Consider the following 15,521-nt stretch of genomic DNA (forward strand, 5'->3'; position numbering starts at 1 on the left):
AACACTTTTGCAAGCGCTTACATTACCGCTTAAATTCTTTACATGGTTAAAGATTCCTGCTTCGTTTTTCAGTAGAAACCCTATGTTAACGTTGTTTTTTTAAAACTATACAGTATGGGAATTAAATGTTTTATATAAAAATTTTTTAATTACCTTTCTTAAAACCAATGCAATACTAAATTTATAAAACCGCCTCCACATAAAAAAGAGCAACTACTAGAGATAAAAATTCATACATCTCTTAATAGCTGCCCCATTAGTTTAGGGTTGTGGTGTTTCTGTCGGAATGTAACCTTCAAACATACGATCAATATATTCTCTTATTTCCTGAAGGGCCTTCCCTTCGCCTTTCAACTCAACGTAAATGTTAGTTAAATCTAAACATACTTGACAATACTCCCCGTGCTTTTCTAAGATTCTCTGTCCATCTTCATTGTAGGTGAAGAAACAGTTATGATTACTAGTATGACCGATTTCCCCACAACCGCAGAAACAAGGGATTTTTTCTAAATCATGTTGGTGTAAAATATTCGTATTGTATTCATCCACACCGATGATTGGCATCCATTCGTCATTATGCTCAAATAAGAATGTTTGATTTTGCGATTTTTTATCTAATAATTCCTCAGTTAGAATATCCCCCTCATACGATTCAGTAATAATCTGCACTTTTTCTACACCATCAAACGATAGTAGCGTAAGTGCAATTAATTCTTCTGTTTGCTGCCCAATAGTTGTTCCTATATATTGATCGAAATGATTAGATACTGTAACAATTGTGACTCCATCTGCCCCGTCGATCTGAACAAATTCAACATCATCTGGTATGGGGCTTGTCACTTGTTCTGGTAATTCGGTTTTGATTGCTAGAAGTTCTTGAATGGCAGAAATACGCGGGTAGCGAACTTCAGAGTTATACTTCACAAATCTAGGTATCTCTAAATATTTTCCATCTTCCTTATCTACAGCAAAAATTGAAATTAATATGCTATTTTCTTGATTCGAGTTGCTTTGTGGCAAAATCGGTTCAACCTCATTTGTTTGTAAAAACTCAATCGCTTTTCTGTACGGATCAAGGTCTGTCTCTTTTTCTAACCGCTTTAGCTCTTCACCATTACTATTCAAAAATAATACTGTCGGGTGTTCTTTTACGCCATAATCATTCACAACATCTACATCATTAATAACGTTATATTGGATAAAATTCAAATCTGCAAATTCTTCTTCTAATTGTGATAGGATCTCTTTTGCATTGTCACAACTAGTACATCCTTCCAGACCAAACGAAGCAATTTGGACTAACTCGGTTCTATCGACCTTTGAATCTGCGCTCACAGATGCGTTTTGGTCATTCGTTGAGCACCCTATTAGAATAATGATCAACAGTGCAACGCCAATAAAAATTAAAAATGGTTGAATTCTCATGTTGTAACCCCTGTCTTTAATAGAATCTTTTGGAACTTACTGCTCTTGAAGTAAAAATACCGTTTAAATTTAAAGATTTTGTGAAGAACTTCACAAAATGTGTTGCTATTTGGTGAACATGCTTTCGATTTGTGGATTGTGATCCATAATTTCCTGGAACTGGATAAAGCGGGCTCGTATCAGTGGTTTGCGATCCAGAATTTTCTGATACTGGATAAAACAGGCTCGTATCTGAGGTTTGTGATCCATAATTTCCTGGAACTGGATAAAGCGAGCTCGTATCTGCAGATTGTGATCCATAATTTCCTGGAACTGGATAAAGCGGGCTCGTATCTGTGGTTTGTGATCCATAATCTCCGGATACTGGAAAAAGTGGGGTCGTATCTGTGGCTTGTGATCCATAATCTCCTAATACTGGAAAAAGCGGGCTCGTATCAGTGGTTTGCGATCCAGAATTAAAAAATGCGGCAACTTTCATCGACATTGTTAGTAGACTACTTAATTCCCACCGTCTCTGCGCGCTTGAAGCTGTGCAAGGATGTCTGTGTAATGTTTATCCACTTTAAATAACCAAAGGAGAATGACTTGAATGACTCCTAGTGCGAGTGGAATATAAAGATTTAATGCGAGGATCATGTTCATGGCTGAAGCTGATTGTTCGGCGGCTCCCCCAATGTATCCTCCAAATCCTAGTAACATCTCTAATGTAAAAAGACCGCACAACGGCGGTCTTTCACCTAACGATCATATAGTTACTATTCCGTCAACTTTGTTATAATAGTTATCTCTTTAAGAGCCGCGGGTTCCCATTAGAGACATTAAGATACGAGCCTGTTTTATCCAGTATCAGAAACGGTATTTAAGCCGATGCCCCCATATGCTTCAGGAATGCTGATCCCAAACAAGCCTAGTTCTTTTGCTTTTTCAATCAAATGTTCTGGTATTCGATCTTCTTCTTCGATTTGCTGGGCATACGGTTCCACTTCATTTTCAACAAAACTCCGTATCATCAGCTTCATTTGTAAGTTTTCATCCGTTAAAAGCGACATCGTTTCCACCTCGATCAAATTTGTTTTTGGTGTGATTATTTATTGATTTACTCTACTATTTGGAAGCTTCTCCTCAAAACTTTTTATCCGTTCTGTTCAATCATTCTCGAAATGACTAAACGTTGAATTTCCGCTGTTCCTTCCCAGATTTGATAGATTTTCGCATCACGGAGCCATTTCTCCACAGGATACTCGCGGCTATAACCGTAGCCACCTAAAATTTGGATCGCCTCTGTTGCTGTTTTAACGGCAACATCACCCGCGTATAACTTCGACATGCTTCCTTCACCACGAGCGAATGGTTGGTTATTTTTAACGAGCCAACCTGCTTTCCACAGTAATAATCGAGCGGCTTCAATTTCGGTAGCCATATCTGCTAGTTTAAAAGCAATTGCTTGGTTTTTAATAATTGGTTTACCAAATTGTTTGCGCTCTTTTGCGTATTCTAGCGAATATTCATACGCTGCTCTAGCAATTCCTAGGGCTGCAGCTCCAACAGATGGTCGCGTGCGTTCTAGCATTTTCAATGCGGCAAGACCGCTAATGTGAGTCGGTTCCCCTGGTTCACCACCTAAGCGGTTTTCTAACGGAATTCGGCAATCTTCTAGGATGACTTGTGCAGTATGCGAAGCACGTACACCCATTTTGATTTCCTTTTTCCCCATTTTCAGTCCTGGTGTTCCTTTTTCGACTACGAAAGCAGCGACACCATTCCAACCTTTTTCCTTGTCGGTTTGAGCAAAAATGACGTGAACATCAGCAATTCCGCCATTTGTAATAAACTGCTTAGTTCCGTTCAGTACATATTCATTTCCGTCTTTAACGGCAGTCGTAGCCATTGCAGATACATCCGACCCTGCACTCGGTTCTGTAAGTCCCATCGCTCCGAGTCTCGGGTTATCAGGATCACAAAATTGTGGAATGAATTTCTTTTTTTGTTCTTCCGTTCCAGCTACCATAATGCCTGTCGCAGCTAATCCCGTTCCATTGATCGCTGTACCAATACCAGCACATCCCCAGTAAATTTCCTCTGTCATAATTAAAGAAGTAATCGGATCACTGATTCCTAAACCACCGTATTCTACCGGGTAACGGTACGATGTTAACCCTAACTTGGCCGCTTTTTTAATTACATCCCATGGAACTTCCTCGGTATCATCGTAAATATGCGCAACCGGTCTAATTTCATTTCGTGCAAAATCCCTAGCTAGCTTTTGAAATTCTTTCTGTTCATCTGTTAAAGCGAAATCGATCATTCTAATCATTCCTCCAGTAATTTTTATCAAATTTTGTTTCTCTACTTCTTCAATTGCAAAATTCGTGCCAAAATAAAAAAGCGCTATAAGTAGCGCTTTTCAGGTTCTTGGTATCTTTTTAATTCATTTTTGAATTGAAAGTGAACGGTTTGTTAATTCATTTTTGAATTTTAATTCATTTTTGTATCGATTGGTTTAATCTTATATTTTTGCAGCTTTCGGACAATCGTCGCTTGGCTCGTTGCTAAATGTTCGGCGATTTCATAGGTCGTTTGGAATTGTTGTGCTGCCAACGATAAAACCTCTCGCTCTGCTTGTTCAACAGCTGCCTTTAGAGTACCGATTTCCTTTATAGTTCTTTTTTCTTTTGGAGTTTTTATTTCATTTGAAGTTTCCAACTCCTTTGGGACATACGGGATGTTATCTACCGCTTTTCGGTAATCGTCAGGAAGGTCCTTCATTTGTAGCTCATTCGTGGGCACTGTCAGCATCAATCGTTCGACTAAGTTGGCGAGCTCTCGGACATTCCCCGGCCAATCATGCTGATAAAAAAATTCTTTAAGCGATCTATCAAAGCTTTTAGAGATTTGATATTTGTGATTATTCTCATTTAAAAAATGCTGAACGAGAGGTAAAATATCATCTCTGCGCTCCCTTAGTGGAGGAATGGAAACCGGTACAACGTGTAATCGGTAGTATAGGTCTTCTCTAAAAGTTCCTTCATTAGCCATTTTTTTTAGGTCCTTGTTAGTGCTGCTATCACGCGAACATCTACTTTTTTAACATCGGTTCCCCCAACTCTTTGAATCTCTTTTTCTTGTAAAACCCTCAGCAGTTTCACTTGTAAATCTAGCGGTAACTCGCCAACTTCATCTAGAAATAAGAACCCACGGTCAGCCAATTCAAACATCCCGGGTTTACCGGATCGACTTGCTCCAGAAAAGGCTCCACTTTCATAACCGAATAATTCTGATTCAAGTAAGTCTTTCGGAATAGCACCGCAATTGACTTTTATCAATTTACCTGTATCATAACGGTTGCTGACACGATAGAGATGCCTAGTAAAAACATCCTTACCAACTCCTGTTTCTCCTAAAACTAATACAGTCGTATCCACATTAGCTAAACGTTCGGCCACTTGGAATAACTCTTCCATTTTTTTACTTTTGATAACGACTTCTGGATCTAAATTTTTATGAGCTTTCAGTCGCTCTAATTCATGCTTGTATTGATCGTTTAACTGTTGAACCTTTTTTAATTGTTCGTGAAGGTTATTTAATTCAGAAAGGTCACGGATGTTGGTTACGACTTTTTCAATTTCTCCAGCCTCATTATAGATGGGACTCCCTGTTAACATCGTTTCCATTTGGTTATGATTTTTTTGGACGACCGTTACGGCTTCTTTTTTCTCTAAAACTTTGAGTGTAACCGATTCGGTAAGAATCCCTTTTTCAAGTAGATACTTAATGTTTTTCCCAATATAATATTCTCGCGGAATCCCGGTAATGCGCTCAATCGCAGAGTTGACCTTAAGCGTAGTTCCTTGATGATCAGTAATATAAAAACCATCATAAGAGCTTTCGATGATTGCATCTAGTTCTCGATTATATTTACCTAACTCTTTCACTTTTTCTAACAGGTCCACATAATGTTCACCGTTCAGCAGAATGTACATATAGTGTTTTTGTTCATGATGTTGGTATGTCTTCGAAACTAATAGATACTTATGGTCGTTATAGTAAGCAATATGAAAATCCCCACTAGGCACCCATTGGTCGAAATAGTCAATGAGCGGTTGTCCTTTTTGTACAGTTGGAAGTTCGGTACCTTTAAAATACTCGTTAAAATCGATAATCAGTTGCTGCCCATTCGTTACTAAGACGGGGAATGGAATGGGAAGTTCTTTCGTAAGATTCATCGTATCACTCCGAATAATTATTATAGACAGGCTGTATGTAAGCAAGATTAGTTCATTGTATAGTGAATTATTAAGCGGTTACATTTTTAATGAAAGTCCTCTTTATATCGTAGATTATCAGCATCAGTGATATGGTTTAGTATCTAGGCGCCTAAAAAACTTAGGTACCTTCAGTTTACATTACATTAGGTTAGGAAAGAAATAGTTTCAGAATATTTAGTTGAATTGAATGGATTGATTGTTTAGTAATCGTGTTCTTTGAATTGTTTTTCCTCGTAGCGGATGTGCTAAATAATAACATGGTATTTTTGTCTAAAATTAATATACGGTTTGCGCCCCGAACTTTTCTGGTTTTGAAGATTTCGGGGGTCTATCTACAGTTTGTGACCTGAAGTTAACAGATACTGGATAAAGCCGGTTAAAAACTGAGGTTTGTGATCCGAAGTTTCCTGATACTGGATAAAGTGGTTTCGAAACTGCGTTTTGTGACCTATAATTTCCTTAAACTGGATAAAGCGGGCTCGAAGTTGCGGTTTGTGATCCAGAATTCCCTGATATTAGAAAAACTAGGCTCTAATCTGCGGCGGCTTTAACCTGGATTATACAAACTTTACCTCATTTATTCCAAAGCTCTAATTTAACTCACTAGTAAACAAAAAGACCGCAAAATGCGGCCTTCCCAACAATCTCAAATACATTAGCCATTCATCATCACAATTCCGTCCGCAAATCCCACAACTCTGGGAAGAAGCGCTGGTCTAGTACTTTTTTCAAATAGTTTACGCCGGAAGATCCGCCGGTTCCCATTTTGAAGCCGATGATGCGTTCGACGGTTTTCATGTGACGGAAACGCCATTGTTGTAAGGAATCTTCAATATCGACGAGTTTTTCTGCGAGCTGATATAAATCCCAATATTGATCGACGTTTTGGTAGACAGTTAACCAAGCGTCGCGTACCGATTGGTCTTCCTCATACGGCGTGGAATAATCGCGGTTCAATAGATCTGGATGAATGGTGAATCCGGCTTTGGCCAATTGTTTGATCGCGACGTCGTACAACCCTGGTGCTTTAAATGCTTTTTCTAAATCTGCGTAAAGCTCACGATCTTTTTGATAGATTTTTAACACATGGTCGGTTTTATAGCCGAGCGCAAATTCGATTTTTCGGTATTGAAATGATTGGAATCCAGATGCCTGCCCTAAGAAATCACGAAACTCCATATATTCAGAAGGCGTCAATGTAGAAAGGACATCCCAACCTTGAATGATTTGCGATTGAATTCGAGATACTCGAGCTAATTGTTTGAATGACGTTTGCAAATCATCTTTTTCAATCGACTCTATTGCGGCATTCAGCTCGTGTAAAATCAGCTTCATCCATAGTTCGCTCACCTGATGAATGACGATGAACAGCATCTCATCATGATGATCGGACAAACGATCCTGGCTGGATAAGATTTGATCGAGCTGTAGATATTCTCCGTACGTCATATTGTTTGTGAAATCGGTATGGATGTTTTTTTCAGACTCAGTTGTCGAGTTGTGCCTTTTATCTTTATGTTCCATAGTTAAACTCCTCCGTAAAGCCTCTTATTTTATTATCTATATCGGACGAATCACGGCGCGGACAGGACTTCCATCTGATTCGATGATTGCAAGTGGTAAAGCAATCAATTCATAATCGCCAGGTTCAATTTGATCTAACATCACATTTTCTAAAATATGAATTCCGTGTTCATGTAAGGCGTGATGTCCTTCGAGTTCTTTGCTGTCCAATGGATCAACAGAAGGAACATCGACTCCTAGTAAAATAATGCCTTTCTGCTGCATGTACTCTGCCCCGCTCTTCGTTATGTACGGAATTTCATTCGGAAAAGCGCTCGGGTTGTTTGGTACCGACGTTTTCAGAAGCAGCCGAGTGACGCCTTCTAAATCATATTGACTCAGCGTATCTGCATCGATTTTCGAGGCGTTTGATACATCAATAATTCGACAAGGGCCAATGTAGACGTTGATGTCTAGTTCCCCCACTTTGGCACCGTCATTTTTAAAATGAAACGGCGCATCAATATGTGTTCCGATGTGGACGCTCGTTGTAATTTTCCCAATGTTAACCGAACCGGTTTGTTCTTTTGTATAACTGACATCGTATGAAAATGGTGTATCTTCAGGCCAGTGAGCGATCGAACTCGTTAGCGGCTGTGAGATATCAATCCATCGCTTTTGATTTTGGGTGTTATTTTTCATATCTATGCGACCACTCCCCGTTTATTTTCAAATTTCTTGTACTCCTCATCATCCATAATTTGCTTCAACTTTTCTAGCACCAGCCAAACTTCTTCAAACGTGTTGTACAATGCGACTGGTGCCAGGCGAATCCCGTTCGGTGAGCGGAAATCTGGGATGATCTGGTGAGATTTTAAAGCTTTACAAATCCGTGCAGCTTCTGGATGTTCTAAGAAAATATGACCGCCGCGCTTTTCGTCCTCCATTGGATTTCTCACCGTAAATCCGTAATCTTTTAGCTTGTGATCGATCAGGTCTAGCATGTAGCCAGTTAATTGTAAGGACTTGCTTCTAATTTGTTCAATCCCTGCCTCATTAAACATCGATAAAGAACCGATCAATGGCGCCATGCTGAGGACATGGGGTGTACCCATCTGGAAAGCTCCCGCATGTTCGGCAGGAGTTAGATTATGTTCCATGTCAAATTGTTTATCTTTTCGTGAACTAAACCAACCTGCTAGCCCTGGATCTTTTCCAAAGTGTCGTTTGTTCACATATAAACCGCCGACAGCTCCAGGCCCGCCATTTAAATGTTTATAGTTACACCAAAAGGCAAAATCAACTTCCCATTCGCTTAATTGATGAGGGATCGATCCGATTGAGTGACAGAGATCAAAACCAATTAATATATTTCGTTTATGAGCTACCTTCGTCAATCGTTCCATATCTAAAATTTGGCCGCTACGGTATAAAATACTTGGTAGAACAATTAGGGCAATATTATCGCTCATCGCTTGAATGATATCGTCTTCATCTACGGTGTGGCCGTCGGTACTTTTTACTTTTACTAAATGCTCGGAAGGATCCATTCCTTTCAGCTTTAACTGACTTTGCAGCGCATAAATATCCGTCGGAAAAGCGAGTTCATCGGTTAAAATTTTCGTTTTCTTTCCGCCCGGTTGATAAAAGGATGCCGTTAGCTGATGAAGGTTCGATGTAGTGGAACCGGTTACAATCACTTCTTCATTAGTCGCACCAACGAGAGGCGCCATCTGATCACCCATTGATTCGGACAAATAAAACCAGGGATTGTCTCCCTCGGTCCACCCATCAATACCAAGTGTTTTCCAAGAGTGAAGCAAGTCAAGTAAGGTTTGCTCAGCTCGTTTCGATAACAGTCCTAGTGAGTTCCCGTCGAAATATATCGTACCTTCTTTTATGTAAAATTCATCCCGATATCGAGCTAACGGATCGTTTTGATCTAATTGGCGTGCGTATTCTTGGTTAAAGGTGCCATTCTGTTTGTTCATGATTTCCCCCTATGAAAAATTGTTTTGCTAATAAAATAACTCAGTACTTATAGTATTCATTATAAATTGTAAAAAACCTTCTAGACAATTAGAATGAGTGATCCACCTGTATGGTATGTTCAAAGACATTCTATCCAGGTTTATCAAAAGTGAGAGATTCAATATATTACTCAATGCAGACAGATGCATATACTTTATAATCGATATACAAAAAACCAGATCCGTACTCGGATCTGGTCATATTAATCATTATAAGTTAATCGTTACGTCTGCTTCCTCACGAAGTTTTCCAACTAACGCTTGAGCCACTTCCGTCTGCTTTTGAAGCTTCACTTGCTTTTCAATCTCATCTTTTAACTCTTCAAAAGGCGGTATTTCTACATCTTCTCCACCCATTTGTGCTTGTTGGGCGACTGCGAGCTCATAAAATTCTTTTAGTTCAGCCTCTGTTGGCTCGATCTCTCCCGTCTCACTAGCAATCAGCTTGTCTACTTTTACTTGTAATGCAAGTTCAGATATAACTTCTTCTCGATCCATTCCTTGTTCTTCTAAAGCAGCAAGGAACTCGTCACTTGTACCAAGCCCATATTGCGACGCTAAATCTTCAAGTGTGTTATTGATGTCCTCTTCTGACGCTTCATGTCCCGACTTATCGGCTTCTTGTTTAAGAAGTTCTTGAGCAATCATACTTTCAATCATTTGTTCTTTTAATTCGTTTTGGTTGACTTCTTCACCAAACATTTGTGCTTGCATTGCAGCCTGCATGAATTGATTTACATAAACGGACTCAAAGTCTTCTTTTGAAATGTCTTTCCCGTTGACACTTGCCACAACGTCAGGAATTCCGTCTAAGTCCGGCTCAGGCATGTCCGGTTGTTCGGCATTGACAGGCGCCGCTTCTTCCTGTGTTTCTGGTGCTTCATTATTATTTTCAGCTGATTCATCCGTGTTTCCGCATGCTGCTGTTACAGATACAAATCCAGCAAGTAGTAATGTTAATAACCATTTTTTTCTCATATCATTCTCCTTTTGTTCATTTTGATGGTCATTGTATCATAAATAATTCGCTGATTCATCCTTAGGAAAGCCGAAATCGATAGATCATAACGGAAACATACTAAATTCCGATTGATGAAGTCCGTTATATCAACGTTTATAGATGCTTCCATTTAAATGTGTAAAAATGACCAAACTATCAAAGCCATCTCTACTAGTTCGCTAAATGACTCACACATTCTTCATATCACAAACCAATGGAACATAAAACAAATGAGAAGAACATTTGCAATCGGATGATCCAAAACCTCGTACTGGAAAACTACCGTCGTATCTATTTTTTAAACTGTGCAGAAGCCCGCACGATGTGATCAAACTGACGTTGACACAGGACGGCGACCTTAGTCTGTGTTCAATCCTCTCCCACCTAGCCTTTTAAATTTCTTCTTCAGTCAGTTAAACGGGATAAAAATAAAATGTTCCGTCCATTGGTCTTTTGCCCGTTATTCCGCATATGTATGACCTTGAGATGAATGGCACGTTGTTTAGTTAATCATATTTTATCAGCTTTATGAATGGACGTCTTTTGTAATAAACAAATTTTAATTCATGATTAGGAGGGATGGCATATGATCAATTTCCGGTTTTTTCAAGGCTTCGTCACCTCAATTCAGGATTTTCCGATCAGTGTCAATGATGAAAGTGAAGGATGTTATAAAATGATATCTGTAGAAGACGGTACTGGTGCCCTTGTGAACTTCGTTGTCTCTCCGACCACTTACTTTGTCGATCAAGCGGTTGTTTCAGTAGGTGATCGAGTTACTGGATATTACGATGGGGATGCACCGGTTCCTTTGATTTATCCGCCGCAATATGCAGCCCTGGTTATGGTAAAAGAACAACCACATCAAAATGTAAAAGTCGATTTTTTCACCTCGCAGTTAGTCAGTCGTGATGGACAATTACAATTAAATCTTTCTCCTTATACGCAACTCTTACTAACGAATGGTCAACCGTTCACCACAAATCCTGCTAACCGCAATCTTATTGTCATTTATGGTCCTTCCACTAAAAGCATTCCCGCTCAAACTACACCTTATCGAATCATTGTTTGGTGTTAAATATAAAACCAATATAATCAACAAATGGAAAAAGGCGAAATGCTGAAAAACATTTCGCCTGAAAAAACTGTTCCTCTTCATGCATGACTACTCTTAATAGTTCTCCACTTTAAATTCTTCTTCAACCACTTTTAGACCAAGAGTATAATGATCAAATAAAATCTCTTTGACTAGAGGAATGCGATCTTTTTGGCAATGTATCATAACTACTACTTCTCCACCTTCACCTTTTCGCTTTCTCGTTTTAAATTGCTTTTTGCGGATAAATAAATCAAGTAAAAACCCTACGCCACTACCAACGAAAAGACCAATTAACCCCCACGCAATCGGACCTCCGTCGAGTACAAAACCATAAATCACTCCAAACAGGGAAAACACCGTGCCTAACGTAAACGTTATATCTAAAAGGGAGAACCCTGATCCGCGAATGATCTCGCTGTTTTTCTTTGGCTTGTTTTTTTCGGTTAAAGGTACAGTAAAAATATTTTCTTTGCTAATTCCATGTCGTTCAAGTTCTTTAATCGCTAGCTCCAAGTAAACCGTGTGATCAAAAGACGCCACAACGTTCATTTCACCACTTCTCTCTGTCAATAAATTCGTTTTCTCTTTAAAAGACGAATTCTGATATTCTTCTTGTAAAAAGTAACTTTGTTGTTTCTCCATTAGCTTATTGTAACTTTCACATTGAGCATATGCGGAATAAACAGCGTAACCATACATCGAAGGTAAAAATAACACCCACTGTGGATGTAAGATACTGGTCGCCTGTTGAAATTCACCAATGAATGTTAAGTGAATGGCTGGTAAGAAATTAGAAAACCAGATGGCTACAAGAAACCAGATGAGGAGATAAAATCCGGATGGTAACCGATTGATGTAGAGATGTCCTAAACCAGGTGTTACAATCGACCAAAAAACAGCTAACCAAGGTTTTCGTTTATCCAGATAATTATTTTCTATAGCAGCAATAGCTATCGGTTTAATCTCAGCGATAGAATCACTAGATTGGTCTGCTAAAACGGCGTATTTGTTTAAATCAATCGTAGCCCGTCTGCTATCCCAAATCGCGTAGACATAAACTGGCATATAAAGTAAAACCCATTTTGTATCCACCACTTGGATCGCTTCGTCAAATCTGCCTGTAAACGTATAGACAATCGCCGTATTGATGTTCGCATTCACGTTTACAGCGAACTCCCAAATAATTAATATGAAGCCCTTTAAGTATTTACATAACATCACATGGCCAAAACCAGGCATGGCTGCAGACCACCACATGATAACCGTCGGATTTCTTACTTCTACAATATTGTAATTATAAGGAGTGACAACCCCTTTTTGGTAACGAGTTTTATTTGTACTTAATTTTTGAGATGGCATGTTAACTCCACTATTTGTATTTTTTTATATTATTTTCAAATGAAGCTTAACTATCCTCACTAAGTTACAAATTTAACCTCATTAGATCAAAGGTCCTATTGTGAACCAAAATAAAAAGGACGGCTTACTGCCATCCATTCAGATCGGGTTTAATGTAAACATCAGCTATGTACATTTTCTTGGTGATGCACGAGTTCCTGCCTCTTGTTGAACATAGATTAAACAGTATAACGAATATTCCAGCTTTTTGGGAAGGAAATTTTATTAGCATATGCATAGCGAATTAACTGTCCGTGATGTTGAACTTCATGTTCTAATAAATCAAATAACAAACTACTGTTCATTTGATCTAGGCTAGTTTCTCGTAAAAATCTCTCTATGTTTGTATGTGTTTCTTCCAATTTGCTATTGATTAATGTTTTATCATTACTATCCATTAGACTACAATCAAATCCTGCCCAATGACCCATTTTTAGAGACTTTAAATAGCTTTCTCTCGCTCCGATCATACAATAGGCTTGTTCCCCAATTGTATTGGATGGAACGTTTGATATTCTTAATGTTAAACAAGCGTCATTAATATGATTATAAAAGTCATCTGTTAAACTCATGGCTTGTAAAACCCTTTGTTTTAGTAGATCCACTAATCTTTCCTCCAATTTTCTTATTAGCTGCTGAACTAGTAACCAGCTGAATTAAATTTAAATCAATCCCATGCATTGAATATCGCTTCACCAATCGTACGAGGTTGGTAATAATTCACTTGTTCAATAATGGAAGAAACAGTTCTTAATTCTTCATGCTCTTGTAACTGAAATGGTTTGGATAATTCTTCTACAGATAATACGTAATAATCCGATTTGAATTCTCTTTCTAACTCTTCAAAGTCAATAAATTGATCCCAATGAAAGACATGGCCCTCGCCTAAACTTTCAAATAGACAAAAGCCAATAAACGGATGAGCGCGATTACATAGTACATAAATTGGTCGTGGTTGATAGTTAAATTTTACCGCACAATAACTGCTACAAAATAGGTCATGTATGATTTCGCACTTCAAATGTTTCTTCGCTGCGATTTCTTTACATGTACGATAAAACCCTTTTTCATCTATACAAGGTGGTTCTTTTTCAAGTACTGGTTTATAATATCCGCCCGTCACTCCGTATGGTAATTTCATTGGATCACTCCGTTATTTTCTATTTATTTCTAATATACACCCCTTATTTAACCTCTTAATTTTGGAGGCTTTCTAAAGGTAGTTGCTTGTTCAAAGGCATAAGCTAATTTTATTAAAGTCGCTTCTGAAAAAGCGGCTCCCGCAAATGTTATCCCAAATGGCCTGCCGTCTTTTTTATAGCCAGCCGGGACTGCGATACTAGGGTATCCAGCTTTTGCACATAAGGTTGAGCCAACATAGGAAGGAAACAAAATGACATCGAGATGATTTTGTTTCAATGCGTAGTCAATACCTTGTTCTTGAGAAAAATACAAGTCTTCTAGTCTCGCATTTATATAATTCGGGTTTCTTAATGTATCCGATATTTTCGCTCTTTGTTCTAATTTGTCCTGTCCATATTTTAATGTACCTTCTTCTGCGTTACTTTTATTATACTCGATTAATTCTGAAACCGAATGAACAGGCAGCTGTGGTGACAGTTTGGAAAGATAATTATCTAAACTATGTTTTAACTCATATAATGTGACTTCCCAGCTCCACTCTCTATGAAAAGACGGTATGTCAACATCTCCTACTATTGTTGCTCCTTCACCTTTCAACGTTCGAATCACTTGTTGAAAAAGATGATCGTCATATTCATCTGACTTATAAAATTCTTTTGAAGCGTCTGTGAATATTCCAATTCTAGCTCCTTTCAGACCATTACGATCTAAATAACTCGAATAGTTTTGGGGAGAAATATAGCTATATTTATGAGTTGCAGGATCTAGTTGATCGACACCCGCTAACACTTCTAGCAACAGTGCTGCATCGGTGACTGTTCTTGCTATAGGTCCCGCTGTATCTTGAGAGTATGTAAAAGGAATGATTCCCCTGCGACTAATTAAGCCCACAGTCGGTTTGATACCTACGACTGAATTTTGAATCGCTGGACTAAGGATGGATGCATCGGTCTCCGTACCAATAGAACCGACAGTGAAATTAGCAGCCACCGCAACCGCTGAACCTGAACTAGACCCACCCACAAACCACTCAGGACCATAAGGATTGACGACTTGTCCGCCTCTTGAACTGTAACCGGCCCACATTTCAGTTGCCATTCCATTTGATAATTCGGTCATATTCGATTTGCCTAAGATAACCGCACCGGCGTCACGAAGTCTTTGAACAAGAAATGCATCTTCTTTCGCCAAGTGGCTACTTAAGGCCATTGTACCCGCACTCGTATGCAAGAAATCATCGGTTTCAATATTATCCTTTAAAAAGATAGGGATACCATGTAACGGTCCTCTAGCTCCTGTTGCTTTTCTCTCATAATCCAATGATTCTGCTATAAAAAGAGCATCAGGATTGATTTCAAGAATAGAATTGAGTCTTGGTCCTGCCTGGTCATATTTTGCAATTTGATGTAAATAATACATGACTAACTCTTTTGATGTAATCACTGCATTCTCCATTGACCTCTGTATCTCGTGTATCGTTAATTCATCCCTAAAAAAAGGGTTAAATTTTATTGTCATTATAATCTCCCTATCTATCATTTCTAATACAAGCCCTATTAAAATCGGAATGAAACTTTTATGAAGTTTCTTTATTTTACCATTCATTGTAAGTGATTAAATCTATAAAATATCCTATCTTGAAAAAATTTATTAATTAT

16 protein-coding genes and 1 pseudogene are annotated in these 15,521 nt (G+C 38.6%); 1 reads left to right on the forward strand and 16 read right to left on the reverse strand.

Features of this window, described 5'->3' with window-relative positions:
• Positions 1–261: 261 nt before the first annotated feature.
• From N7Z68_RS17190 to N7Z68_RS24385, 12 genes and pseudogenes are all read right to left on the reverse strand, one after another.
• Positions 262–1,425 carry a PCYCGC motif-containing (lipo)protein gene (locus N7Z68_RS17190; RefSeq protein ID WP_275119711.1) on the reverse strand — a complete coding sequence of 388 codons (1,164 nt, stop codon included), beginning with the start codon at positions 1,423–1,425 and terminating at the stop codon, positions 262–264.
• Positions 1,426–1,441: 16 nt separating this feature from the next.
• The gene (locus N7Z68_RS17195; RefSeq protein WP_275119712.1) at positions 1,442–1,909 is read right to left on the reverse strand and encodes a hypothetical protein; all 468 of its coding nucleotides are present in this window, start codon (positions 1,907–1,909) and stop codon (positions 1,442–1,444) included.
• Positions 1,910–1,923: 14 nt separating this feature from the next.
• The gene (locus N7Z68_RS17200) at positions 1,924–2,148 is read right to left on the reverse strand and encodes a hypothetical protein (RefSeq protein ID WP_275119713.1); all 225 of its coding nucleotides are present in this window, start codon (positions 2,146–2,148) and stop codon (positions 1,924–1,926) included.
• A gap of 113 nt (positions 2,149–2,261) precedes the next feature.
• Positions 2,262–2,474, reverse strand: a complete 213-nt coding sequence (locus tag N7Z68_RS17205; RefSeq protein WP_275119714.1) for an acyl-CoA dehydrogenase family protein — start codon at positions 2,472–2,474, stop codon at positions 2,262–2,264.
• Between the two features lie 83 nt (positions 2,475–2,557).
• Complete coding sequence (locus N7Z68_RS17210) at positions 2,558–3,727, reverse strand: acyl-CoA dehydrogenase family protein (RefSeq protein WP_275119783.1); 1,170 nt, start codon at positions 3,725–3,727, stop codon at positions 2,558–2,560.
• Positions 3,728–3,900: 173 nt separating this feature from the next.
• A complete protein-coding gene (locus tag N7Z68_RS17215; protein ID WP_275119715.1) occupies positions 3,901–4,461 on the reverse strand; it encodes an AAA-type ATPase lid domain-containing protein in 561 nt (186 codons plus the stop codon).
• Positions 4,462–5,648, reverse strand: a pseudogene (locus N7Z68_RS17220) (sigma 54-interacting transcriptional regulator); the annotation flags it as partial.
• Between the two features lie 711 nt (positions 5,649–6,359).
• Positions 6,360–7,214 (reverse strand): tryptophan 2,3-dioxygenase, encoded by an 855-nt coding sequence (gene kynA, locus N7Z68_RS17225; protein ID WP_275119717.1) that lies wholly within the window; start codon positions 7,212–7,214, stop codon positions 6,360–6,362.
• A gap of 36 nt (positions 7,215–7,250) precedes the next feature.
• Positions 7,251–7,895, reverse strand: a complete 645-nt coding sequence (gene kynB / locus N7Z68_RS17230) for an arylformamidase (protein WP_275119718.1) — start codon at positions 7,893–7,895, stop codon at positions 7,251–7,253.
• A 2-nt stretch (positions 7,896–7,897) separates the two neighbouring features.
• Positions 7,898–9,184, reverse strand: a complete 1,287-nt coding sequence (kynU, locus tag N7Z68_RS17235; protein WP_275119719.1) for a kynureninase — start codon at positions 9,182–9,184, stop codon at positions 7,898–7,900.
• Between the two features lie 249 nt (positions 9,185–9,433).
• Positions 9,434–10,201, reverse strand: a complete 768-nt coding sequence (locus N7Z68_RS17240) for a SurA N-terminal domain-containing protein (protein ID WP_275119720.1) — start codon at positions 10,199–10,201, stop codon at positions 9,434–9,436.
• 210 nt (positions 10,202–10,411) lie between these two features.
• The gene (locus tag N7Z68_RS24385) at positions 10,412–10,555 is read right to left on the reverse strand and encodes a DUF123 domain-containing protein (RefSeq protein WP_373323175.1); all 144 of its coding nucleotides are present in this window, start codon (positions 10,553–10,555) and stop codon (positions 10,412–10,414) included.
• A 254-nt stretch (positions 10,556–10,809) separates the two neighbouring features.
• Between N7Z68_RS24385 and N7Z68_RS17245 the strand changes: the two genes are divergently transcribed.
• The gene (locus N7Z68_RS17245; RefSeq protein ID WP_275119721.1) at positions 10,810–11,301 is read left to right on the forward strand and encodes a hypothetical protein; all 492 of its coding nucleotides are present in this window, start codon (positions 10,810–10,812) and stop codon (positions 11,299–11,301) included.
• 93 nt (positions 11,302–11,394) lie between these two features.
• On the opposite strand, the gene N7Z68_RS17250 is transcribed toward N7Z68_RS17245, so the two are convergent.
• The 4 genes from N7Z68_RS17250 to N7Z68_RS17265 form a co-directional block, all read right to left on the reverse strand.
• Positions 11,395–12,681, reverse strand: a complete 1,287-nt coding sequence (locus N7Z68_RS17250; protein WP_275119722.1) for a hypothetical protein — start codon at positions 12,679–12,681, stop codon at positions 11,395–11,397.
• 218 nt (positions 12,682–12,899) lie between these two features.
• The gene (locus N7Z68_RS17255; protein ID WP_275119723.1) at positions 12,900–13,325 is read right to left on the reverse strand and encodes a hypothetical protein; all 426 of its coding nucleotides are present in this window, start codon (positions 13,323–13,325) and stop codon (positions 12,900–12,902) included.
• Positions 13,326–13,387: 62 nt separating this feature from the next.
• A complete protein-coding gene (locus tag N7Z68_RS17260) occupies positions 13,388–13,861 on the reverse strand; it encodes a hypothetical protein (RefSeq protein ID WP_275119724.1) in 474 nt (157 codons plus the stop codon).
• Between the two features lie 47 nt (positions 13,862–13,908).
• Positions 13,909–15,381 (reverse strand): amidase family protein, encoded by a 1,473-nt coding sequence (locus tag N7Z68_RS17265; protein WP_275119725.1) that lies wholly within the window; start codon positions 15,379–15,381, stop codon positions 13,909–13,911.
• Positions 15,382–15,521: the final 140 nt, after the last annotated feature.

It is taken from the genome of Alkalihalobacterium chitinilyticum, from assembly GCF_029028005.1.
GTDB classification, from domain to species: domain Bacteria; phylum Bacillota; class Bacilli; order Bacillales; family Bacillaceae_F; genus Alkalihalobacterium; species Alkalihalobacterium chitinilyticum.